The organism is Catenulispora yoronensis, assembly GCF_039531695.1.
In the GTDB taxonomy this organism is placed as follows: Bacteria; Actinomycetota; Actinomycetes; order Streptomycetales; family Catenulisporaceae; genus Catenulispora; species Catenulispora yoronensis.
In genome coordinates this window covers 1-23,471 of the sequence record NZ_BAAAQN010000106.1, presented here as the reverse complement: position 1 = coordinate 23,471, position 23,471 = coordinate 1, and the positions used below count along the sequence as shown (strand labels likewise).

The following is a 23,471-nucleotide window of genomic DNA, read 5'->3' as shown; positions in this document are numbered from 1 at the left end:
CTACAGTGCCGCCGACCGGGTGTCCAGTCCACGCTGTACGCAACCGCCGCCAACACCTCAAAAGCAAGCGCGTGGACTTGACACCCGGGCGGCGGCGCTGTACCCGTAGGGCTGCCGACGGGACCGAGGGGAACGAACCCCCACCTCACGAACCGCCAGCGCAGGGACTAGCAGTCACCCCCCTATGGAGCCGGCGCCAGTTCCCCGAGGGATCCGAGGCCCCCGCTGGAAGCGCCTGCTTTACCCAGCTTTTGACTTTAACCCCAGCCTCAACCCCAAAAGCCAAACCAAACCTCACCCACAAAAACAAAACCTCAACCGCAAAACCCAAACCCAAACCCAAACCCAAAAGGCAAAACCAAAAGACAAAGACAAAAGACAAAAGCAAAGGCAAAGGCAAAGGCAAAGGCAAAGGCAAAAGCGAAAAACAAAAACAACCCTAAAACCCAACCCCAAAACCCAACCCCTCACCCACCCCCAACCCTCCCCACCAACCACACCACCGCCCCAACCCCAACCGTCACCCGCGCCGAAGCCACCTCCCCCTCCCAATCCCCATCCACAGCAACCACCTCCCCCAAATTCCCAACCCCCTCACCCCCATAAACAACCGCATCAGTATTAACCACCTCCCGCCAAACCCCAGCCCACGGCATCCCCACCAAACAATCCCGAACCTGCACCCCCGAAAAATTAGCAACACACACCACCGCAGTCCCCTCCCCATACGGACCAAACCTCACAAACGCCACCACATTCGCCCCCGCATCCGAAACCAACCACCGCGTACCACTCGCATCCCCATCCCGACTCCACAACGCCGAATTCTCGCAATACCTCGCATTCAAATCCGCCACCAGCCGCGCCACTCCCAAGCCTCCCAAGCCCTCACTCAACCCCTCCCCCTCCCCCCACTCCAACCCCCGCTCCTCACTCCACTCCCCCCGCTGCCCAAACTCCCCTCCCATAAACAACAACTTCTTCCCAGGAAAAGCCCACTGATACCCCAACAACCCCCGCAACCCACCCACCTGAACCCCCCTCCCCCCAGGCTGCTTCCCCGCCAAAGACCCCTTCCCATGCACCACCTCATCATGCGACAACGGCAACAAATAACTCTCCCCAAACGCATACGTCGAAGGCTGCATCAAATCCCCATGATGATGCTTCCGATACACCGGATCCCGCACCACATACCGCAACGTGTCATTCATCCACCCCATATTCCACTTCACATCAAACCCCAACCCCCCATCCCCCGTCCCACGCGTCACCCCCGGCCAAGCCGCCGACTCCTCAGCAATCATCACCACCCCCGGCCACCTCCCATGCACCTCATCATTCAACTCCCGCAACAACCCCGTGGCCTCCAAATTCTCCGTCCCCCCATACCGATTCGGCTCCCACTGCCCCGGCCCTCGCGAATAATCCAAATGCAGCATGGACGAAACCGCATCCACCCGCAGCCCATCCGCATGAAACTCCTCAACCCAATACAACGCCGACCCAATAAGAAACTCCCGCACCTCCCTCCGCCCAAAATCAAATATCAAACTCCCCCAATCCGGATGCTCCCCCCTCCGCGGATCAGGATGCTCATACAACGCCGTCCCGTCGAACCTCGCCAACGCCCACTCGTCCCGCGGAAAGTGCGCCGGAACCCAGTCGAACAACACCCCGATCCCCGCCTGGTGCAACCGATCCACCAAATACCGCAGCTCATCCGGATGCCCCAACCGCGACGTCGGCGCAAAGAACCCAGTGGTCTGATACCCCCACGACCCCCCGTACGGATGCTCCATCACCGGCAAGAACTCCACATGCGTGAACCCCTGCCCCCGCACATAATCCACCAGCTCCGTAGCCAGATCCCGATACGTCAGCCCCCGCCGCCACGACCCCAGATGCACCTCATACACCGACATCGGCAACGCCGCGTGCTCCCCGGCCCTGTCCCGACGCGTCTTGATCCAATCAACATCCTGCCACTGGTACCCCGACGCGAAGATCCGCGAAGCCCCAGCCGGCGGCGTCTCGGTATGAAACGCCACCGGATCAGCCTTCAGCCGCCACACCCCATCCGCGCACAACACTCGATACTTGTACCGATCCCACTGACCGGCCCCCTCGGCGAACCCGTACCAGCACCCGGTCCAGTCATCCCGGCTCAACTCCACAGCCCGATGCGGATCCCACTCGTTGAAGTCGCCCGATACCTGCACCCGCCGTGCGTTCGGTGCCCACACGCCGAAGCGCGCACCCCCCTCCTCCAAGTGCGCGCCGAACCGGTCCCAATAGTTCACCCTCCCAACCGCACTCGCCTTCTCAACCGCACCCCCCTCCCCAGCCGCACCCCCCTTCTCAACCGCACTCACCTTCTCAACCGCACTCCCTCCCCCAACCTCACTCTCAAAAGCACTCACAACCCCTCCCCTCCCCCTCAAGCCGCCAGCCCCGCCGAAGCCAACAAATTCCCCTCCGGTATCGCAATAGGCTGCTGCCTCCCCAACCACAACTCCTCCAACCCCACCGGCCCCACCCCACCCACCACCCCATCAACCGCCGCCCCATAAGCCGCCACCGTCTGCTCCCCCACCGTCCTCCACCCATACCGCCGCCGCACCATCGCCTTAGCCGTGACCACCATCCGCCGCGCCCCCGGCCGATCCTCCAACAACGCCGACACCGACCGCGCCAACGCACCCTCGTCCCGCGCCGGGAACGTCATCCCCGTGACCCCCGGCTCGACGATCTCGGCCAACCCCCCAGTCGCCGACACCGCCAACGGCGCGCCGGCCGCCGCGGCCTCCAACGCCACCATCCCGAACGGCTCGTACAGACTCGGCACGACCATCGCGTCCGTGGCCGCCATCGTCGCCGACAACGCCGACCCGACGAACCCCCCAAAACTCACCGCGTGCTCCAACCCCAGCCGCCGCGCCAGATCCTCCAGCTCACCCCGGTTCGGCCCGTCGCCGCAAATCACGGCCCGCAGCCCGGGATGCGCCCGCCGCAGCTCCGGCAACGCGTGCAGCAGATGCTGAACACCCTTCTCATGCACCAACCGCCCGGCGAACCCGACCAGCGGACCATCCCCGGCGTACTTCGCCCGCGCCAAGCCGATCTGCTTGGGCTCGGCCCGCCAGCGCGGCATGTCCACACCGTTCGGCACCGCATCGATCTTCGACTCCGGCGCGCCGAGCAGAACCGATACCTCGCGCCGCATGTACTGCGAGCAGACCAGTACCCGCGCAGCCTCCTGCGCCAGCCAGCACTCGATGGAATGAATGCCCCGGTTCAGATCGCCGGGCAGCCACCCCTGATGCCGCCCCGCCTCGGTGGCGTGGACAGTGGCCACCAACGGAATCCCCAAGTAATCCTTGACCGTGACTGCAGCGTGCGTAACCAACCAGTCATGCGCGTGCACGAGCTCGAACCCCTCGCCCCGGGCGGCGTGTAGTGCGGTTCGAGTCAAAGTGTGGTTGAACGCAACAGCCCAAGCCAGCAGATGCTCCGTGTCCAACGGAATGACCGGCGGATCGGCCGGCGCCCGCACCACGCGCACCCCGTCGACAACCTCGTCCAGCGGCGCGCCGGGAGCATGCCGCGTCGCCACGGTGACATCGTGCCCGGCCCGCGCCAGCGTCGTGGCCAGCGCGTGGACATGCCGCCCCAGCCCGCCGACCATCACCGGCGGGTACTCCCAGGAGAGCATGAGGATCTTCCTTTTGCGGAACGCGGTCGTCGTCGCAGTCGCCGCTGTCGTCGTCGCGGTCATCACATCGCCTCCTCGTCAGGGATCACGGATGCCGTCCGCTCAAGGCGTGTTTTCGGCGGTGCGACCAGCATCGTGGAAAGACATTGCACGCACGTTGCGTGCGTGAGGCCATCGTGTTCAGGAATCGCGGGCATCGGCCGCCGGGAAAACCGCCGGAAACGATCGGGGTTCACACTGGGTCGCATGGAAGACGCCGAGCGCATTCGCCTACGCGCCGCCGATGCCGCCGATGCCCCGGGCGCCAATGCCCCGGACGCCAGCGCCCCGCGCGCCGGCGCCGGCACCAAAAGCGACAGCACACGCGTCCCGTGGCGGGACTGGGGCCCCTACCTCGCCGAGCGCGCCTGGGGCACAGTCCGCGAGGACTACTCCGAAGGCGGCACCGCCTGGGACTACTTCCCCCACGATCACGCCCGCTCGCGCGCGTACCGCTGGAACGAGGACGGCCTCGGCGGAATCTGCGACGAGCAGCAGCGCTTCTGCTTCGCGCTCGCGTTCTGGAACGGCGTGGACCCGATCCTGAAGGAGCGGCTGTTCGGAGTCAGCGGCCGGGAGGGCAACCACGGCGAGGACGTGAAGGAGTACTGGTGGTTCCTGGACTCCACTCCGACCCACTCCTGGATGCGCTGGCGGTACCACTACCCCCAGCGCGAGTTCCCGTACCACGACCTGCTCGACACCACCAGCAACCTGGGCGGCACCGACCCCGAGTACGAGCTCGCCGATACCGGGATATTCGACGAGGACCGCTACTGGGCCATCACCGCCGACTACGCGAAGGCCGGTCCCCACGACCTCTGCATCCGCGTGCGCGTGGAGAACATGGGGCTGGAACCCGCCACCCTCCACGTGCTCCCGACCCTGTGGTTCCGCAACACCTGGTCCTGGGGCCTGCCGGGCCAGCCGGCCATGCCCCGCATCACGGTCCACGGCGCGCGCCTGGTCGCCGAGCACGAATACCTCAGGCCCCTGTCGCTGTTCGGCGAGGGCAGCCCGGAAGTGCTGGTGTGCGACAACGAGACCAACAGCGAGCGCCTGTGGGGCTATGGCGGTTACAGCGAGTTCCCGAAGGACGGGATCAACGACCACGTCGTCGACGGCGCGCCGACCGTGAACCCGGCGCGCGTCGGCACGAAAGCCGCGCTGCGCTATGTCCTGACCGTCGGCCCCTGGAAGTCCGCGGAGATCCGTCTCCGGCTGCGCATGGCCGGACCCGACGTCCCGCAGGCGACCCGCGCCAAGCTCCTGGGCCGCGGCTTCGACGAGGTGATGGAGCGGCGCGAGCAGGAGGCCGACGAGTTCTTCGCCTCGCTCACGCCCAGCTCGTGCTCCGACGACGAAGCGATGGTGCTGCGCCAGGCCGTCGGGGGCCTGATGTGGTCGAAGCAGTTCTACCACTACAACGTGCCGCGCTGGCTGGACCACGATCCGGGCCACTCGGCGCCGATCGGCGGCGGCGCGCGGCGCAACGCGCACTGGTGGCACATGTCGGCGCGGGACGTCATCGCGATGCCCGACACCTGGGAGTACCCGTGGTTCGCGGCGTGGGATCTGGCCTTCCACGCCGTCGCGCTCGCCAAGGTGGATCCGGGCTTCGCCAAGCAGCAGCTGCAACTCCTGCTCCGCGAGTGGTACCTGCACCCCAGCGGCCAGATGCCGGCCTATGAGTGGAACTTCGGCGACGTGAACCCGCCGGTCCACGCCTGGGCCGCGCTCCAGGTCTTCGCCGCCGACGGCAGCCGGGACTTCGGCTTCCTCAAGCGGGTGTTCCATCGGCTGCTGCTGAACTTCACGTGGTGGGTCAACCGTCTGGACGCCGAGGGCAACAACGTCTTCGAGGGCGGATTCCTGGGCCTGGACAACATCGGGCCCTTCGACCGCAGTGCGGGCGTCCCGGCAGGCGGGCAGTTGGAGCAGAGCGACGGCACGGCGTGGATGGCGCTGTTCACGCTGACGATGATGGACATGGCGCTGATCCTGGCGACGGAGGACAGCGCCTACGGCGAGATGGTCACCAAGTTCTTCGAGCATTTCGCGCTGATCGTCGAGGCGGCCAACACGCAGGGCCTGTGGAACGAGGAGGACGGCTTCTACTACGACGTGATCCGTGTCCCGGGGCAGGAAGGCGTGCCGCTGCGCGTCCGCTCGGTGGTCGGCCTGCTCCCGCTGAGCGCCACCGCGACGGTGTCCTCGGCCGCACTGGCCGCGATCCCGGAGCTCGAACAGCGAGTCGCCTGGTACCGGACCAACAAGCCGCACTACGCCGACGTCCTGCACGGCCGCATGCTGCCGACCAGTGACCTGCGGCTGCTGACGATGGTCCGCCACGACCAGTTCCCCCGGCTGCTGCGGCGCATGCTCGACGAGGACGAGTTCCTGTCCCCGCACGGACTCAGGGCCCTGTCCCGCGCCCACCTCGCCGAGCCCTTCACCGTCCGGCTCGGCGAAGCCGACTACAGCGTCAGCTACGAGCCGGCCGAGTCGCGCACGACGCTGTTCGGCGGCAACTCCAACTGGCGCGGCCCGATCTGGTTCCCGGTGAACTACATGCTGATCGACGCTCTCGACCGGCATCACCGGTTCTTCGGCGACGAACTGCGATTGCCCTATCCGGTCAACGGGATGCCGGGCCACCAGGCGACGCTCGGCGAGATAGCCGACGACTTGTCACGCCGCCTGGTGTCGCTGTTCCTCAACGACGCGGACGGCCGCCGTCCGGTGTTCGGCGAGAACGAGCTGTTCCAGAAGAACCCGGACTGGCACGACCTCATCCCCTTCCACGAGTACTTCCACGGCGACACCGGCGCCGGGCTGGGCGCGTCGCATCAGACGGGGTGGACGGCTTTGGTGATCAACCTGATTCTGCGGCGCGAGTCAGCACCGTGAGCTCCCCGTCCAGGTACCGCCGCCGCGTCTCCTGCCGCCGCACCTTCCCCGACGTCGTCTTCGGGATCGAGCCCGGGCGGACCGCCACCACGTCGTGGGCCGTCAGCGACAGGGCCCGGCTCACGGCGTCGCGGACCTGGCCGGGGAGGGTGGCGGCGGCCGAGCGGTGGCATTCGGCGACCACGACGAGCTGCTCGGTCTGCGGGCCTTGGCGGGTGCAGGCCACCACGCCGCCGGGGCGGACGCCGGGCAGGGCCTCGACGAGCCATTCGACCAGTTGGGGATCGGTGTTGCAGCCGTTGATGATCAGCAGGTCCTTGATGCGGCCGACGACGTACAGGTGGCCGTCGGCGAGGTAGCCGCGGTCGCCGGTGCGGAGCCAGCCGTCGGCGCGGAAGGTGCGGGCGGTGGCCTCCGGGTCGCCGAGGTATTCGTGGGCGTTCGAGGGGCCGCGCAGCCAGATCTCGCCGATGGTGCGGTCGGCGAGAGGGGTGCCGTCGGCGTCCCGGATGGACGCCTCGTGGCCCGAGAACGGCTTGCCGCAGCTGACGAAAGTGACGGTGCTCGCCGTGTCCGTGTCCGTGTCCGTGTCCGTGTCCGTGTCCGTCGCCGGCGCCGATACTGGCATCAGCACCGGCACCGCCCGACCGGCCGACACCTCGTCCGCGGACACCGTGTCGGCCAGGACTCCAGCTCCCCGCTCGGTGATGGTCACACCGACCGTCGCCTCGGCCATGCCGTAGCTGGGCGCCAGCACGCACCGGTCGAAGCCCGCAGAGGCGTAGACGGCGGCGAACTGCTCCAGCGTCTCAGCGTTGATCGATTCTCCGCCGCTGCCGACGACCCGCACCCCGCGCAGGTCGAGCGCCGCCACCCCCTCCGGGTCGGTGGCGGCCCGCCGAGCGGCCACGGCGAACGCGAAGTTCGGCGCGTAGGTGATGGACGCACCGGTCTCCTGCATCGCCTTCATCCAGACGCGCGGGTCGCGGGCGAACGCCTTGGTCGGCATGAAGAAGCACGAGGACTGCGTGCAGAAGGGCGCGATGAGGAAGGCCACCAGGCCCATGTCGTGGTTGAACGGCAGCCACGACAAGAAGCCGCCCGCGATCCCCTCGGCGGTCCAGTGTTCGGCCATCGCCCCGCTGTTGGCCAGCAGCGCACCGGCGCGGGCGGCGACCGCCTTGGGCCGGGAGGTGCTGCCGCTGCTCGCCTGCACGTAGACGAGTCGTTCCGGGTCGTACGGCACCAACCGCGCCGCCGACGGTTCGCCGCCGACGATCGACTCGACCGCCACCGGGCGCAGCCCCAGCCGCTCGGTGTCCGCTTCCTCAGCTCCGCTCTCAAGAGCATTGTCGACCCCGCTCTTAAGAACGCTGTCGGTCCCGCCTTCAAGAGCACTGTCGGCCTCACCCTCAAGCGCTTCCAACGCCGCCAAAGCCGCCGCCGATCCGCAGACCGCCTCGGCGCCGGTCGCGTCAGCCAACGCCCTCAGCGTCCGGAGCCACGCCACGCCCGCCGCCGCGAACCGTGGCGGCGGCGGGACCGGCACCGCCACCGGCCCCGAAGCCGCCGCGCCTAGGAACGGCGCGACAAAGTCCCGCGGCTCGTCGGCGATCAGCAGGAAGCGCGCGCCGGGCCGCAGCCCGGCGTCCGCCAAGCCCGCGGCGGCGGCCCGGATCGCGAGCTGAGCCTCATGCCGGCTCTGCATGGTCCACACGCCGTCGTCGCCCCGAAAGCCGAACGCGGTCCGGGGGTCGTCCCGATACGCGTCGAGGATGTCGGCGATCCAGCTCGGCTTGCCCATCGGCGGTCCCTTCATGATCGGTGGCCCCGCCCCAGATTATATAAAGTAGTTGACAAGAGCGGCGAGCCCCGCCGACGACGAACAGGAGACATCCCATGACGGAATCGCGCGCGGTGGTGCTCGGCGGCGGCGGGGTCGCCGGCATCGCCTGGACCGCCGGGGTCCTGGCCGCCCTCATCGACGCCGGCGTGCCGGTCGCCGACGCCGATTTGGTGGTCGGCACCTCGGCCGGCGCTGTGGCCGGCGCGCATCTGGCCGGCGGCAAAGCGGCTGTCAGGGACCTGCTGCGCCGCCAGACCGACCCCGAAGCGCAGACCCCTGAGTTGCCCAGCCCGGTCGGCTTCGAGGCGCTGCTGGCCAGCTGGTCGGTCTTCATCGACATCGCCGACCCCGAGGAACGCGGCCGGGCCGCGGGCCGGCTGGCGCTCGCCGCCAGGACCGTCTCCGAGGCCGAGCGCGCGGCGGTCATCCGGGCTCGCGTTCCCGCCGTGGCCGCAGCGCCCACAGCGACCGCAGCGCCCGCTGTGCCCACTTCGGCTGCCGTGCCCGTCTCGGCTGCCGTGTCCGCCTCGGCTACCGTGTCCACCTCGGCTGTCTCGGCCATCTCGACCGTCCCGGCAGCCGCACCCGGCACGCCAACGGCATCCGCCACCCCACGCTGGCCCGAGCGCCGCCTGGTGGTCGTCGCCGTCGACGCCGCGACAGGCCGCACCGCGCTGTTCGACCGCGACAGCGGCGTGCCGCTCGTCGACGCCCTCACCGCCAGCTGCGCCCTCCCCGGCGCCTGGCCGCCCGCGACCATCGGCGCTGCCCGCTACCTCGACGGCGCCATCCGCACCATGACCAACGCGGACCTCGCCGCCGGCCACGACCGCGTCCTCGTTATCGCCCCGATGGCGGCCTTGGACCGGGATCTCGACGGCCAGGTGCAGACGCTGCGCGGCAAGGTCGGCGTGCTTTCCCCGGACGAGGCCGCCCTGCGCGCCTTCGGCCCCGACCCCCTCGCCGCCGGCACCCGCGCGGCCGGCGCCGAGGCCGGCTACGCGCATGGCACTGCCTGGGCCGACGAGGCCGCCGCCGTCTGGGCCTGACGCGGCATCCGGAACGAGTCCGCGACCGCGTTCAGATACTGGCGCGCAAGCTCGTCCGAACCGCTGTCGGACGGCCGAAAAGAAGGACGCAGATATCCGACCATCGCGCGCACTTCCAGCGTCGGAATCAGGCCTCTGCGGACCCCGTCGGCGAGCGCGAAGGTGGTCCGGGCCTCGCACCACCCGGGCACCTTCCCCCAGCCGGTCGTCCGGCCCACCACCGGGTCGGCCGCCGCCAGGCCGTAGGCGCACAACGCCCAGTGCGTGACGAACGTCGGCACGGCGACGGCCATCGCCGCCACCCGCCGAGGGTAGGAACCATCAATATGCTGATATACGGCGTCGGCGACGGCACGGTGCTCGATCTCCTCGGCACCGTGCCACCGGAGCAGCGCGAGCATCGTCGGATCGGCGCCGGCCCGCTCCAGCTCCGCCGAGTCCAGCAGCCGCTCCGCGAGCACGGCGTTGACGTGCTCGATCGCGGCGACGAGCGCCAGGCGCTCGGCGAGCCAGCGCTCGCGCCGCCAGCCGGGCATGATCCCCGGTCCCAGCAGGCGGCGGAACCCCCATTCGGCCCAGCGCAGCGCCCCGGAGACGTCGATGCCGTCGGCCGCGAGCTGCCGGACGAAGGCGTCGTGCGCGGCCGCGTGCGAGCCCTCCTGGCCCATGAAGCCGCGCATGGTGGCGCGCAACTCCTCGTCCTGGACGCTGGGCAGAGCCTCCTTGAAGACCCGGACCATCCAGCGCTCGCCGGCCGGCAGCAGCAGGTGCAGCGCGTTGTAGGCGTGGGTGGTCCAGGCGTCGTCGGGGACCCAGTGCAGCGGAGTGGCGGCCCAGTCGAATCGAGGTCTGCGCGGGTACAAGTCCATATCCTCATCATCAGGACTGATCTCCCGAACTCGAAGAAAACTGATCCAATCGAGGTAATGTCGCTGTCTGCCGACAGATGCCTCATTTAGGCTGGCCCACAGCCATCCCTTCTCAGGAGAACCCAGGAGCATCATGCCGAGCGACCCCTACGCCCGCCTCGCCACGATCCTCACCGGCCGGCTGGAGATCCATCCCGACCTCGTGCGGCCCGAGGCGACGCTGCGCCAGGTGGAACTGGACTCCCTGGCCATCGAGGAGTTCATCACAGTCGCCTGCCGCGAGTTCCAGGTCGGCGAGTCGGAGGTCGAACAGGTCGTCGATCTGCCGCTGGCCGAGGCCGCCGAGGCGCTCGCGGCCGGAGCCCGATGACGGCGCTGTCCCTGGAGCTGGCCGGCCGGGCCTGCGCCGAGTACTTCCGGATGCAGGCCGTGGGGCTGGAGCACGTCCCCGCCGAGGGCGGCGCGCTGCTCGTGGCCAACCACTCCGGGGTGCTGCCCTTCGACACCCTGCTCATCATGGACGCACTGCGACGACGCCACCCGGCGCCGAGGACGGTGCACAACATCGCGGACGAGCTGCTTTTCAGCTGGCCGGGCGTGGGTGCTTGGGCCCGCGCTACCGGACGGTTCTGGCCGATGGACAGCGCCGTCGCCAAGCACCTGCTGCGCTCCGGCGAACTGCTGCTGGTCTATCCCGAGGGCATACGGGGCCTGGGAAAGCTGTATGCCGACCGGTATCAGGTCCAGGACTTCGGCCGCGGCGGGTTCGCGGCGGTGGCGATGGCGGCCGAGGTCCCGATCGTCCCGATCTCGGTGGTCGGGGCCGAGGACTTCTACCGCATGCTCGCCGACTGCCCGCCGCTGGCCCGACTGCTGCGCCTGCCCTATTTCCCGGTGACGCCGGTCTTCCCCTGGCTCGGGCCGGCCGGCCTCATCCCGTTCCCGGCCCGGGTCACGATCCGGTTCGGCGCGCCGATCCGGGTCCCGGCCGCGCGGAACGGGACGTTGGAGTCGTACCGGTCCGGAGTCGAGACGGTCGCAGCGCGGACCCGCGAGGCGGTCCAGGCCGGGCTCGATGCCCGCGATCTCAGCACCGCAATGTCAGGGAACTGAAAGAACGCAGGATGCGGCCCGGAGCGTAGACGCCCTCGGCGCTCCAGACAGGCAGCCGTTCCAGCAAGCCGGCCAGCACCAGCTCGACCTCCAGCCGGTTCAGGTGCATGCCGACGCACAGGTGCGCGCCGCGTCCGAACGTCAGGGCCCGGGGCGGCGGCGCACCCTCGGCGCCGGCCCGGCCGAGCTCAGCATGGCCGACTCCAGCATGACCGACCCCGGCACGGCCGACCTCAGCCCGGCCTGCTTCGAACCGGCTTACGTCGAAGTACTCCGGCTCGGGAAACGCAGCGGGGTCGCGATGGGCCGCCCCGATGAGCAACAACGCCGGCTGCCCCACGGCCACCTCCTCGCCCCCGAGCTCCCCGGCCGCCGTCGCGCGCCGCATGACGGCCAGGACCGGCGGCTCGAAGCGCAGCATCTCCTCGACCGCGGAGCGGACCAAATACGGGTCCTGCCGCACGCGCTCGGCCTGGTCGGGGAACCGCGCCAGCAGCGACACGACGTCGCCCAGGCTGAAGGTGGTGGTCTCCCAGCCGGCCACCACGACCGTGCCGCCGACCAGCCCGACGATGTCGTCGAGATGGTCGGGGGCCTGGCGGCGCAGTTCGGCCAGCAGCCCGTCCGGGGCGGCCTGGACCGTGCGCAGGTACCTGGTCAGCACGTCGGCCTGCTCGGCCGCGGCCCGGAGCTGCGCGCGCGACGGGCCGAACTCGTGGGCGTACGCCAGCTCGCGGGCGCAGGCGGCCAGGAATCCGTGGTCGGACTCGGGCAGGCCGAACAGCGCGCACAGGGCGAGGGCCGGCAGGCGGGCGGCGACCAGCCGGTGGAAGTCGGCGGCGGCGCCGACGCCGGCGGGGTTCGGGTCGGCAGAGTTCGGGGCGGCGCGGAGGGCGTCGACGAACTCGTCCAGCAGCCGGTCCACGATCCCGGCCAGCCGGGGACGCAGCCGCTCGACCGCGGCGCGGGTCAGCGCGCCGATGGTCAGACGCCGGTGCCGCGCGTGGTCGGGGCCGTCGAGCCCGAGCAGCGAGCCGTGGATGATCCGCAGCGCCCCGTTGTCCTGCCAGCCGGGCGTCACGCCGTCGCGCCACCCGGCGTCGATCATCGCCCACGACGGATCGGCCAGCAGCCGCGACACCACGGCGTGGCTGGTCGCCACGAGCAGCCCTTCGCGGGTGCGCAGCACCGGACCCGCCTCCCGCAGGGCATTGAGAACGGGGTGCGGATCCCGGCGGCAAGCCGCAGAACCCAGCTCGAACAACGCGCGGGACACCGCGGCCGGGTCGTGGTCGCCCGGTCCGTCGCCGGAGCGGGGCCGGGGCAGCGATGCTGCTTTCCAAGGGGCGGTGCCGAGGGTGCGCAGGGCCATCGGAGGACTCCCGGGGTCAGGCGACGAGGGAAGCGCCATGGGCGATATGCCCTATTCAACACCATTGGGAGTGAATACTGGATCAATAGTCGACACGCCGCACCACGCCGCACCGCACCACGCCGCACCACGCCGCACCCACCGGAGGACACCTTGGCGCCGCATCACGACGCGATCATCGTCGGAGCCGGATTCGGCGGGCTCGGCGCGGCGATCCAGTTCCGGCGGCTCGGACTGCGGAACCTCGCCATCCTGGAGCGCGGCGACGGCGTCGGCGGCGTCTGGCGCGCCAACCGGTATCCGGGCGTCGCGGTGGACATCCCGTCGGCGAACTACTCGTTCTCTTTCGAACCCAATCCGTACTGGTCGCGCCTCTACGCCCCGGGCACGGAGATTCTGCGTTACGCCGAGCACGTCACGGACAAGTACGGGCTGCGCGGCTCGCTGTCGTGCGGCACCACCGTGGACAGCGCGCGCTGGATGCCCGCGGCCGAGCACTGGAGCGTCCGCCTCCAGGACGGCCGCGAGCTGACCGCGCGCTTCCTGGTCACCGCCACCGGCTCGCTGTCGCAGCCGAAGAGGCCTGACATCCCCGGGCTGGACGACTTCGCCGGCCCGGTCCTGCACACCGCGTACTGGGACGACGGCCACGACCTGGACGGCCGCCGGGTCGCCGTCATCGGCACCGGCGCCAGCGCGGTCCAGGCCGTGCCGGAGATCGCACGGCGCGCGCGGACGGTGACCGTGTTCCAGCGGACGCCGGTCTGGGTCCTGCCGAGGGTGGACGTCCCGATCCCCCGCGCGGCCGCCCGGCTGTTCGCGCTGCTCCCAGCCACCCACCAGGCGGCGCGCTTGGCCAACGCCGCCGCGATGGAGTTCATCACTGTCGTCGGCGGACAGCATTACCGCCGAGCGCCGTGGGCGAACAAGGCGGTCGAGCTTCTCGGCCGCGCCCATCTGCGGGCACAGGTCCCGGACGCGGAGACCCGCAGTGCTCTGACTCCTGGCTACACCTTCGGCTGCAAGCGGCCGACGGCGTCCAACGCCTACCTGGCGGCGTTCGCGCAGCCGCGGGTCCGCCTGGTGACCGAGGCGATCGAGCAGGTGGAGCGGGACGGGGTGCGCGTCGCCGACGGAACGCTGGTGGAAGCCGACGTCCTGGTCCTGGCCACCGGCTTCGACGTCTGGGACCAGAACTTCCCCGCCTTCCGCGTCGAGGGCCGCGACGGCCGCGACCTCGGCCAGTGGTGGCGCACGACGCGGTTCCAGGCTTATCAGGGCTTGAGCATCCCGGGCTTCCCGAACTTCCTCAGCATGACCAGCCCGTATTCCTACACCGGCTTGTGCTATTTCTGGACGGTCGAGTCGCAGATGCGCCACATGGCGCGGCTGTTCGGCGAGCTTCGCCGCCGTGGCGCCGAGACGTTCGAGGTCCGGGAGGAGGCCGACGCCGAGTTCGGCGAACGGATGCGCGAGGCCGCACACGGCTCGATCTACGGACAGGCCGGGTGCGCCGCCGTCAACGGGTACTACTTCTCGCCGCATGGGGATCCGGCTATCGCGCGGCCGAGTTCGGCGTGGCGCGGGCTGCGGGAGAACGCGAGTTTCCCTTTGGGCGACTATGCCTTCTGCTAGCCAGTGTTAGTCAGTACCCATCATTACTGATGATCGCGGCTCGGGCCGATCGTCGCTATTCGATCACATCGGCGTCACGGTCGGCACCGGCGATGCGGGCCAGCAGATCAAGGAGCTGACGTCGCTGCGCGGCGGTCAGCGGAGCGAGCACGGCGGTCTGGATGTCGTCGAGCACGCCGTCGAGCCGGCGCAGCGCGTCGGCGCCGGCGGGGGTGAGGGTGACGACGTTGCGGCGCTTGTGGGCCGGATCGACCTTCCGGTCGACGAGGCCGCGCGCCTCCAGCTCGGTGAGGGCGCCGGTGACGTCGCTGCGGTCGATGCCCGTGGCCCGGCCCAGGTCGGCCTGGCTGGTGGGGCCCCACTGCTCCAGGGCGGCGAGCAGGCGGTAGTGGTGGCCGCGCAGGCCGTCGCCGTGGGTCTCGAAGCCCTCGGCGAGCAGCGCCGTGGAGCGGGCGTAGGCGCGGCTGATCAGCCAGGTCGGGCGGTCCTTGACGCGATCGGGGGTGCGGCCGATCCGGTCGTGATGCACGGGCATGCGGTCCAGGGTACCCATTGTTGGCCGCACCAACACCTGCTATGTTGGCGCCACCAATATTGGTCACGCCAACACTGGAGGCCGTGTGCCGACCCCTCGTGAACCTTCGACTTCTCCGCCGGCTCCGATTTCGTTGATTGCTCTGAACTCTCGGGACTCTCAGGCTTCTCCGACAGCTCAGGACCCTCAGACCGCTCAGACCGCTCAGACCGGGCCGACTGGGCCGACCGGGCTGACACTGGGCAGCTGGCGCGGGCGGCGGATCCTCGCCCTGCTCTGCGCCGTCGCCCTGCTCGACTTCATCGACGCGTCCATCACGAACGTCGCGCTGCCGCACATCCTGCGCTCGCTGCACTTCACGGCGCAGTCCCTGCAATGGGTGCCGTCCGCCTACCTGCTGACCTACGGCGGCTTCATGCTGCTCGGCGGCCGGCTGGCCGACCTGCTCGGCCGTCGCAATCTCCTGATAGCGGGCACCGTCGTGGTCGGCGTCTCCTCGCTGATCGGCGGCTTCGCCGGCGACGCGGGCCTGTTCATCGGCGCCCGGCTCGCACAGGGGCTGGGCGCCGCGCTGATGCTGCCCGCCGCGCTGTCCACGCTCACCACCACGTTCACCGCGACGAAGGACCGGCAGACGGCGCTCGGCGTCTGGGCCGGTGTGGCCGGGCTCGCCTCGGCGGCCGGGATCCTGCTCGGGGGCGTGCTCACCGAGGGCCCGGGGTGGCGCTGGGTCATGTTCGTCAACCCGATCGCGTGCGCGCTGGTGCTCCCGGCCGTCGTCGCCGTCCTGCCGCGGGACCGCCCGGCGGCGCGGACGCACCGGTTCGACATCCTGGGCAGCCTGCTGGCCACCGGCGGGATGCTGCTGCTGGTCTACACCCTCGTCAAGGCGCCCGACCAGGGCTGGGGCGCGGCCGCGACGTGGGCCGGCCTGGGCGGGACCGTCGTCGTGCTGGCGGTGTTCGTCGTCGTCGAACGCACCGTCTCCGACCCGATCCTGCCCCTGGACATCTTCCGGGTGCGGGGCCTGGCCGCGGCGAACCTCACCGGGCTCATCGGCTTCGCGGGCATGCTCTCCATGTTCTACTTCCTGACGCTCTACATGCAGAACGTCCTCGGCTACTCGCCGATCGCCGCCGGGGCGGCGTACCTGCCGCTCACCTTCGCCATCGGGGTCTCGGCCGGGATCGGTTCGAAGCTGCTGACCAAGTTCGGCAGCCGGCCGGTGATCATGGCGGGCGCCCTGGTGGTGGCCGCCGGGCTCCTGCTGCTGAGCCGCGCCCCGGTCGATGGCGGGTACGCGGCCCACGTCCTTCCGGGTCTGCTGCTGGTCGCGTTCGGCATCGGCCCGGTGTTCGTCGGCGTGACGACCGCCGCCAACGCCGGAGTCGAGCCGGGGCGGGCCGGCCTGGCGGCGGCGCTGCTCAACTCCTCGCAGCAGATCGGCGGCGCCCTGGGGCTGGCCATCTTCTCCGCCATCGGCGCGGCCCGGGTGCACCACCTGCTGGGGGCGGGGCGGCCAGTGCCGGAGGCAACGACGTCCGGCATGCACTACGCACTCGCCGCGGGGGCCGCGTTCGCCGCCGCCTCGGCGCTCGTCGCGCTGGCGACGAAGAACACCCATGAGGATCCGGCGCACGGCGCGGCCGGGAGTGAGTGAAGGAGATCAGGGACAGATGATTGCTCGTGTACTGATTGTCGGGCGTAGTCCCAGTGTGCTGATGACGGCGGTGCAGCTGTTGCGGGACAAGGGTTTTCAGGCCGACGTCACCAACCAGTTCGACAGCGTGTTGGACGACTACGACGTGGCCGAGCTCGATGTGGTCGTCTTCGGGGGAATGGTGCCGCCGGAGACCAAGCAGTATCTGCGCGAGGAGATCGCACGACGTAATGACCGGGTCGCGGTGGTGCAGGGGCTCGCGGGGATTCCGGGGGTCATCGCGGCTCAGGTCGAGGCTGTTGCTTATCGTGACTTGCCCGAGGTCGGCGAGGTGACTTACGAGGAAGGCAGGCGGGTCGTTCGGGTCGTGCTCGGCGGGGAGGGTGGGGCTGAGGGCGATGGCCTCAGCCAAGTGAGCATCGAGGCGCTGTGGGGCACGTCGTTCACGCCCCCGGAGCCGACCAGCACCTCGGAAAAGGTGTTCGAGGGCGAACTCGCTGCCGGCGTCCACGAGATCGCGGTGCCGGATCAGGTTCCGGATATGGCTTCCTTCGCGGTGGTCACGGTCGGACCACAGGTTCGCGTCTTCACCGTCGGCGCGATGCCGCAGTCGGTGATGCGGATGGTGCCGACGTCCGCTGAGGACCAGCGGCTCCCTGGCGTCGCGGCGGTGACGACTCACAGTGACGACTCATAGTGAGGACGAATAGCGTGGTGAATACAACAGAGATCTCAATAGGGATCTCAATGGATCTCCACTGTGACCTCCACTTAGATCTCAGTCGCGGTTCAGCGCGTGGCATGTCGGCAAATCAGCCCTCGACCTCCCTAAGCTGTTGAAACCGCAAACAAAGGGACGCCGTCCCCTCTTCCCGTAAACCCGCCGGAGCGTCGAGAACCATGCGCAGACTCGCGAGATTCTCGACAACCCTGCTGCTCGGCCTGGTGATCGCGTCCTGCCACGGCGGTGCGGCGTCAGCACACAGCCGTGCTGCCGCCGCACCGCGCACCTGCCGTCTCGGAGCCTTCCTCCAGGGCCTGCACGACGTGAACATGAGCGCGAAAAGCTTCAAAGCAGAGCTCTGGCTCTGGTCCCTGTGCTCCGACCGGGGCTACGAGCCGCTGCACCACCTGTGGCTGCTCAACGCCGACTCGACGGAGCTCAAGAGCTACTACGTCCAGAACGGCCCCGGCCCCGGCAACTGGTCCTACGTACTGCTCTCCGGCACCTTCCGCCACGAGTGGAACATGCTCGACTTCCCCTTCGACCAGCACGAACTGACCTTCGACATCGAAGACGCCGACACCGGCGCCGACGACCTCCACTACATCGCCGACGCCGGCCAGTCGGCCGACGACCCCCGCATCGACATGACCCCGTACCGCATCTCCCACCTCACCGTCACCACCGACGACTACGTCTACCGCACCACCTTCGGCAACCCCGCCCTCCACACCGGCTGGCGCGCCCCCCGCCTCCTGGTCCACGTCTACCTGATCCGCAACAACTACCTGAGCTTCGCCAAGATGATCGCCCCAGCCGCCGCCGCCTTCCTCATCGCCTTCGTCACCTTCTTCCTCATCATGGACACCGCCGCCGCCATGTCCGGCCGCCTCGGCATACTGGGCACAGCAATGTTCGCCGTCATCATCAACATGGGCGCCGCCTCCAACACCCTCGGCAGCGTCGACGGCGTAACCCTCCTGGACAAACTCCACCTCGCCTGCCTGGCCTACATCCTGTCCGCACTCATGGTGACCGTCCGCACCTGGCACATACAGCACGCCGAAGTCGGCCCAGCCGCCCTGGTTGCGTTCAACCGACGCTGGGTCCTGATTCTGAGCACTGGCTACTTGCTGCTGACGGCGATGTTGATCGGGGACGCGATTGTTTCGGGGTGAATGACGATGCGAGCGACGCTGGTCGCGGTCAGCGGGCCGCCCGGGACGGGCAAGACGACACTGGCTCACGCGCTGGCTGACGCGCTCGGCTGGCCGACGGTGTGCCGTGACGAGATCAAGGAGCGATTGGCTGCCGCTACCGCGGATCCTGGACAGGACCAGAATCTGGATCTCGACCTGGCGACCCTTGAGGAGTTCTTCGCCACGGTCAGCACGCACCTGGCATCGCGAACGAGCCTCGTCGCTGAGGCAGCCTTCCAGGACCGGCTTTGGCGCCCAGGCCTCGAACCGCTCACCGAGCCGGGAGACATCCGCGTCATCCGCTGCGTGGTCGATCCCGAACTCGCCCGCGCCCGCATCACCCACCGCGCCGCCGAACAGCCCTCGCGCTCGGTTCATGCGGATGCTGATTTTCTGCGCCGCATCGCTGAGGGAGAGCAGCCTATTGAGTCGTGGATCCCGATCTCGTTGGACCTCCCCTGCCTGGTCGTGGACACCACGCAGGGCTGGACGCCGACATTGGACCGCGTCGTTGAGTTCGCCACGCGCGGCCCGCGTTGACGAACGCTTCGAACGCGCGATCCTCAACTACCAGGGCAAATCCTGCCCTTCGTGGACCTCAGTGAGCTGTCCCGCCAGCAGCAGCGTGACGGTTTCGGCAACGAGCACGGACAGCTCCACTTCCTCCGAGTCGTCAGGAGCAACGGGATCCGAGCCGTAGCCCACGCCGATAACAGGGAACGGCAGATGGTCACCGCCGCGTCCATCGTGAGTGCCCGCAGCTCCCATCTGTAGCAGGAGGTAAGCGGCTGTCATCCCCTCGACGCGCTTGCCTTGCCGAAAGACCCATCCCTCAAGCCAGCCTGCGAGCCGCGCGCGGTAGACCGGTGGCAGCTCGCCGCCGAAGTCGCGGTAGAGCTGAATGCCGGTCGGCCAGTTGACCGCGACGATCGAGCCGCTGGCACGCTCCGGCTGATGCCCTGCTGGAATCCTCATCACATCAATCCTCTGGTACGAATCCGTGCCAGTGCTCGACAATTCTGTCTTCGTGCTCTTGTGTGAGATGCAGCTTGAAGACGACGTCCAAGCCCGTTCCCGGCTCAGTGCCGATTCGCTCCTTGGCCTTGGTCCGAACCGAGTTCTCCAGCATCTCTTGCGCATCGCCGCGAGGCAGCCGACTCACGACTTGGCCTCTGGAGTTTACATAGGCCTTGTACCTGTGCTTCTTATTGGCCTCGTATATCAGCTGGAGCGGCTTCTCCGCAGGATCATCGCCGGCACCAGGCTTGTCCTCATAGAGCCCGAATGGGTCACTGGAAGTGAGAGGGTTGGAAACGTAGGCATGGTCATTGGGCGCGGGCGCCAAGCCTAGAGGGTCCGGTGTCAGGTAGGCACCGGCATCTGGGTTGTAGTAGCGGTTCAGGTTGTAGCGGAGGCCGGTCTCGGCATCGCAGTACTGCCCAGGGAAGCCCAAGGGGCAGTCGAGTCCGGGTTCGGCGTCGGTTCCGACGATTCGGCCCCAGACTGTCGTCCTGGTAGACCAGGCAATATGCCCATCGAGGGCGACCAACTCAGTGGGCGCGCCGATCAGATCCGTGACGATGGCGTGGAACTCGTCATCGATGAGCTGCTGATCCGCATCAGACGCCCAGCTTCGGCGACGCTGAGCCGCAGGATGGAATGTGCCAGGGTCATAATCCCAGGTCAACGTACTGTGCTCACCGCTGAGGGCGATACTGTGCTGCTCCGCCAGGCGGGAACCATCCCAGGTGAAGAGGACCTGCTCGATCGGCAGGCCATCGCCGCCGATCCGGCGCTTGCCGGTACGGCGGCCGAGCGCATCGTAGCTATAGCTCCACGTGCCACTATCCGGAGTCTCAGCCCGGACCAGTCGGTCCTGGGAGTCCCATGTGTAGTTCCAGATCTTGCGACGCCCGTCCAGAGTGCGACGGACCGCAGAGATCAGACGCCCCGCATCGTCGTACTCATAATGAGTCCGTCCCGCGCGCCGAATCAGTGTCCTGGCCGCGACAGTTGCGTCGTCCGTCTCGCTATTTGTCGGCGCCGCGCCGACACGGTCCTGGAGGAGGTTGCCAAAGGCATCATAGGCGTAGGCCTCACTCCAGTCGCGACCGTTCACGGCAGTAACCCGGCCCGCCACGTCGGAGACAATGCGGCGAGTACCACGGAGGCTGTCGCGGATTTCCTCAGGAACGCCATCAGCCCGCCATGTCCAAGAACGGCTCAGGAGCGTCTGCGTTCCGGTAATCACCGACGCACCAGACCGAGACGAACCGACATCGCCGGCTGTCCCGCTCCCTGCCAGAAGGCTCTGCGAGACCACCCTCCCGACAGCATCGTATTCACGGCTCAATCGAGCAAGGCCGCCTATCACGCGCTGCGTCTCCTGGCCCGAGACATCGTAATCCACAGTCAACCGGCCTGCTCCCGCAGCCAACCCAACCGGTCGCCCGGCCTCGTCGAAGGTCCACGTCGACTCCGCGCCTGACGCGGTGACCCGGCGAACTCGTTGCCCCGCATCGTTGTACGTGTAACTCACGGTACGACCGTCAACGGTCTCGGCCAGAAGCTGACCGAGCGCGTCGTACTGAAAATCAATCCTCGAGTCCGGGCCGGTCGCGGAGGTGAGTCGGCCGACCAGGTCATAGCAGTAGGCGAATTCGCCTTCTGCGGTCCGTCTGCCTGTCATGCGGCCCGCTGCATCATAATCGAACGTGATCTGCTGGCTGATCCCCGTCGCCCGCGCGGTCAGACGCCCTGCCCGGTCGTACTCATAGCCAAGAACGCGACCGATATAGTCGACCTCGCGGGTGAGCCGACCTGCGGCATCATATGCATAGCTCCATGTGGCCCCGGCCGAGGTGGCTACTTCGAGCAGTCGCAACTCGCGGTCGTAGAGGAACGCATGTCGGATGCCGTCCGGACCGGTCCGCGCGACAAGAAGATTCATCGGCCCGGGTTCGAAGACCGTTGTCGCTCCTGTCGGCTCGACAGCCTCGATGAGGCGGCCATCCGCGTTATGCCGCCATCGGGTAGTCGCACCGTCCGGATCGGTTCGGGACTCCGGACGACCCTCGGCGCTCCAGCCGTACGAGGTCACGGCGCCAAGCGGATCAATGATCCGCACCACCCGACCAGCGGCATCGCGAGCCATCCGCGTCACGCCTCCGGCCGGGTCGATCCAGGCCACGGGCAGACCGGCTCGATCAACGCTGAATCTGGTGACGGCCCCTGATGGATCGGAAACCGCCACCAGCGCTCCGCCGTCGGAGTACTCGAACGTGGACACCGTCGAAGCGGGATCAACGACGGCCACCACGTTCCCGCAGTCGTCGTATTGCCTGCGCCACGTCGCACCATCGGGAGCGGTTCCCGCCACTACCCGGTGCCATAGGTCGTAGTCGAACGTGGTGGCAGCGCCGTCGCTTGCCACAACGCGACGGACGTCGCCAGCATCGTCGTACTCGTATCGGGTGGTGCCACCAACGGCATCGATACGGACCAGGACCCGACCATAGCGGTCTGTCTGTGTCCGGCTGGCATTGCCCAGCGGATCAGTCTCGGCACAGACATGGCCGTATTCGTCGTACTGATACGTCGTCTTGTGTCCGAGGGAGTCAATCGCCACGGTGGTCCGGTTGTCCGGGTCGTAGACGAACGTCCCGGACAGGAACTCGCCCTCGCCCCGAATCACCCGGTCGAGATGATCATAGTGGTAGCTGTAGCGATAGCCGGAACGGTCCTGCCACGCAGCGATCCGGTCCTGCTCGTCCCACTCGTAGCAGAACGGCACATCGGAAGAGTTTCGCACACCGACCAATCGACCACGATCGTCGTACTCGAACCGACGCAGCATCACTCCGGACGCGGAACCATCCAGAAGCCGCAGCGCAGCGATACGCGGCCCGGCCACCGTAGGGCTCGTCTCGACGGCGACCCGGTAGCCGGCGTGTTCAACCGAGTGCGGATTGCCGTACGCGTCACGCATGATCCGGATCCGATTGCCGTTGCGGTCCGATATCTCGGTCAGATCCCGAATCTGGCCCGCCGACACCCGATAGTGCACCGTCGAGAAGTGGTAAGTACGTCCCGACCACGCGTCGCTGATCTGAATCTCATCAGTCTGTCGATCCCACACCAGGGGCCAACGGCTGCCCCTCTGGGGCAGCACCTCGATGCCGTAAGCAGGTATCGGGTAGTCCAGACGCTGGGCGTCGTCCCCAGCGAAATGGATGCCGAACTCGTTGATCGACAGCCGTTGGTCCAGTGTGGAGGACCAGCCAGGCCCGAACAACCGGCCGGCCGAGTAGCCAGAGGCATACGCACGGCGCAGCACCAGAGGAAGGACCCCGGGCAGATCGACATCGACGGCGTCGGTAAGCATCCATCCGGAAACCACATCCACCGGGTCGCGGTCAGTCTGCGCGTCCCTGCTGCCTTCCGCAGTACGAGCGCGGGCGCCGGCCGCGTTCTCCGCGCCCTCAGCTTCCTTGCCGAACTTCGAGGACATCGACTCGAAGGCCTTCCCGCCCAGCTTCGAGATCGCCTTGCCGCCCAGGAACGTAGCGCCGAGCATCCCGGCGCCCATCAAAGCGTCACCCCAATGGCCTTGCATCCCGTCGCCGACAATCTGCATGCCGGTGCCCGCCAACGCGATCAGATTGTCCGCCTCGGCCAGGCCGGCGGTGATCACATCCACACCCGGGATCCAAGACGTCGCCAGCGCCAAGACGTCCAGGAACGGAGCAAGATCGTTCGCCACCTCGGCGATCTTCCCGCCCCAGTCGGCCAGCGCCTCCCCGACG

The 23,471-nt window shown here is 68.4% G+C and carries 17 protein-coding genes; 9 read left to right on the top strand and 8 right to left on the bottom strand.

Annotated elements, in window-relative coordinates; all coding sequences use genetic code 11:
- Window positions 1–467: 467 nt before the first annotated feature.
- Both glgB and ABD481_RS45110 read right to left on the bottom strand, forming a co-directional pair.
- Window positions 468–2,423 (bottom strand): 1,4-alpha-glucan branching protein GlgB, encoded by a 1,956-nt coding sequence (gene glgB / locus ABD481_RS45115; RefSeq protein WP_425559426.1) that lies wholly within the window; start codon window positions 2,421–2,423, stop codon window positions 468–470.
- A 17-nt stretch (window positions 2,424–2,440) separates the two neighbouring features.
- A complete protein-coding gene (locus ABD481_RS45110; protein WP_344672100.1) occupies window positions 2,441–3,778 on the bottom strand; it encodes a glycosyltransferase family 4 protein in 1,338 nt (445 codons plus the stop codon).
- Between the two features lie 183 nt (window positions 3,779–3,961).
- Here ABD481_RS45110 and ABD481_RS45105 point away from each other — a divergent pair, with 183 nt between their 5' ends.
- On the top strand, window positions 3,962–6,664 hold the full coding sequence (locus ABD481_RS45105; protein WP_344672099.1) for an MGH1-like glycoside hydrolase domain-containing protein: 2,703 nt from the start codon (window positions 3,962–3,964) through the stop codon (window positions 6,662–6,664).
- On the opposite strand, the gene ABD481_RS45100 is transcribed toward ABD481_RS45105, so the two are convergent.
- A complete protein-coding gene (locus ABD481_RS45100; protein WP_344672098.1) occupies window positions 6,630–8,468 on the bottom strand; it encodes an AMP-binding protein in 1,839 nt (612 codons plus the stop codon). The two genes, ABD481_RS45105 and ABD481_RS45100, sit on opposite strands and share 35 nt — an antisense overlap.
- A 95-nt stretch (window positions 8,469–8,563) precedes the next feature.
- Between ABD481_RS45100 and ABD481_RS45095 the strand changes: the two genes are divergently transcribed.
- The gene (locus ABD481_RS45095) at window positions 8,564–9,559 is read left to right on the top strand and encodes a patatin-like phospholipase family protein (RefSeq protein WP_344672097.1); all 996 of its coding nucleotides are present in this window, start codon (window positions 8,564–8,566) and stop codon (window positions 9,557–9,559) included.
- Here ABD481_RS45095 and ABD481_RS45090 read toward each other — a convergent pair.
- On the bottom strand, window positions 9,508–10,428 hold the full coding sequence (locus tag ABD481_RS45090) for a metal-dependent hydrolase (protein WP_344672096.1): 921 nt from the start codon (window positions 10,426–10,428) through the stop codon (window positions 9,508–9,510). The genes ABD481_RS45095 and ABD481_RS45090 overlap by 52 nt on opposite strands.
- Before the next feature lie 133 nt (window positions 10,429–10,561).
- On the opposite strand from ABD481_RS45090, the gene ABD481_RS45085 reads away from it, so the two are divergent.
- Both ABD481_RS45085 and ABD481_RS45080 read left to right on the top strand, forming a co-directional pair.
- Window positions 10,562–10,798, top strand: coding sequence for a hypothetical protein (locus tag ABD481_RS45085; protein ID WP_344672095.1), 237 nt, complete (start codon window positions 10,562–10,564; stop codon window positions 10,796–10,798).
- Complete coding sequence (locus ABD481_RS45080) at window positions 10,795–11,541, top strand: lysophospholipid acyltransferase family protein (RefSeq protein ID WP_344672094.1); 747 nt, start codon at window positions 10,795–10,797, stop codon at window positions 11,539–11,541. Before ABD481_RS45085 ends, ABD481_RS45080 begins: the two co-directional genes overlap by 4 nt.
- Here ABD481_RS45080 and ABD481_RS45075 read toward each other — a convergent pair.
- Window positions 11,516–12,913, bottom strand: a complete 1,398-nt coding sequence (locus ABD481_RS45075) for a cytochrome P450 (RefSeq protein WP_344672093.1) — start codon at window positions 12,911–12,913, stop codon at window positions 11,516–11,518. The two genes, ABD481_RS45080 and ABD481_RS45075, sit on opposite strands and share 26 nt — an antisense overlap.
- A 153-nt stretch (window positions 12,914–13,066) precedes the next feature.
- On the opposite strand from ABD481_RS45075, the gene ABD481_RS45070 reads away from it, so the two are divergent.
- Complete coding sequence (locus tag ABD481_RS45070) at window positions 13,067–14,548, top strand: flavin-containing monooxygenase (RefSeq protein ID WP_344672092.1); 1,482 nt, start codon at window positions 13,067–13,069, stop codon at window positions 14,546–14,548.
- 55 nt (window positions 14,549–14,603) lie between these two features.
- Here the strand turns inward: ABD481_RS45070 and ABD481_RS45065 are convergent, their stop codons facing one another.
- Complete coding sequence (locus ABD481_RS45065) at window positions 14,604–15,083, bottom strand: MarR family winged helix-turn-helix transcriptional regulator (protein WP_344672091.1); 480 nt, start codon at window positions 15,081–15,083, stop codon at window positions 14,604–14,606.
- Between the two features lie 142 nt (window positions 15,084–15,225).
- Between ABD481_RS45065 and ABD481_RS45060 the strand changes: the two genes are divergently transcribed.
- The 4 genes from ABD481_RS45060 (at window position 15,226) to ABD481_RS45045 (ending at window position 19,206) form a co-directional block, all read left to right on the top strand.
- Window positions 15,226–16,743 (top strand): MFS transporter, encoded by a 1,518-nt coding sequence (locus ABD481_RS45060; RefSeq protein ID WP_425559427.1) that lies wholly within the window; start codon window positions 15,226–15,228, stop codon window positions 16,741–16,743.
- A 61-nt stretch (window positions 16,744–16,804) separates the two neighbouring features.
- Window positions 16,805–17,440: a hypothetical protein gene (locus tag ABD481_RS45055; RefSeq protein WP_344672090.1), complete on the top strand. Its 636-nt coding sequence runs from the start codon at window positions 16,805–16,807 to the stop codon at window positions 17,438–17,440.
- 203 nt (window positions 17,441–17,643) lie between these two features.
- Window positions 17,644–18,645 carry a hypothetical protein gene (locus tag ABD481_RS45050; RefSeq protein WP_344672089.1) on the top strand — a complete coding sequence of 334 codons (1,002 nt, stop codon included), beginning with the start codon at window positions 17,644–17,646 and terminating at the stop codon, window positions 18,643–18,645.
- A 6-nt stretch (window positions 18,646–18,651) separates the two neighbouring features.
- Window positions 18,652–19,206, top strand: coding sequence for a P-loop nucleotide/nucleoside kinase family protein (locus ABD481_RS45045; protein WP_344672088.1), 555 nt, complete (start codon window positions 18,652–18,654; stop codon window positions 19,204–19,206).
- Window positions 19,207–19,233: 27 nt separating this feature from the next.
- Here ABD481_RS45045 and ABD481_RS45040 read toward each other — a convergent pair whose 3' ends face one another.
- Together ABD481_RS45040 and ABD481_RS45035 are read right to left on the bottom strand one after the other, a co-directional pair.
- Window positions 19,234–19,641: a hypothetical protein gene (locus tag ABD481_RS45040; RefSeq protein WP_344672087.1), complete on the bottom strand. Its 408-nt coding sequence runs from the start codon at window positions 19,639–19,641 to the stop codon at window positions 19,234–19,236.
- A 4-nt stretch (window positions 19,642–19,645) separates the two neighbouring features.
- On the bottom strand, window positions 19,646–23,428 hold the full coding sequence (locus ABD481_RS45035; protein WP_344672086.1) for a DUF6531 domain-containing protein: 3,783 nt from the start codon (window positions 23,426–23,428) through the stop codon (window positions 19,646–19,648).
- Between the last annotated feature and the right edge of the window lie 43 nt (window positions 23,429–23,471).